Origin of the sequence: Photorhabdus akhurstii (genome assembly GCF_018448925.1) — a bacterium.
GTDB classification, from domain to species: Bacteria; Pseudomonadota; Gammaproteobacteria; order Enterobacterales; family Enterobacteriaceae; genus Photorhabdus; species Photorhabdus akhurstii.
On the sequence record NZ_RCWE01000154.1, the window covers coordinates 1 to 257 of the forward strand.

The 257-nt window shown below is 53.7% G+C and carries 1 protein-coding gene; it reads right to left on the reverse strand.

Going from position 1 to position 257, the window contains the following annotated elements; all coding sequences use genetic code 11:
* Positions 1 to 257: transposase (locus EAE93_RS25800; protein ID WP_214040754.1), on the reverse strand; the 257-nt coding region annotated here is incomplete at both ends.

A 257-nucleotide genomic window follows, 5' to 3' on the forward strand; every position in this document is an offset into this window, starting at 1 on the left:
GACGGTTGGCGCTGCCTTTTTGTTTCCGGGAGAGGGCCTTCTGTTTACGCCTCAGATTACGGCCGGCATTGATAAGATGACGGGGATTGGCCATCTTATCTCCGCTGGATTTGACAGCGTAGTGAGACAATCCCATATCCAAACCTGTCATCTGGGTTATCAAAGCGGGCTTCGCGGGCGCGGCCAGGCCGTCATCACAGAGTATCGAGGCGTAGTATTTACCGGTGGCTGAACAACTCAGCGTAATGCTTTTCACC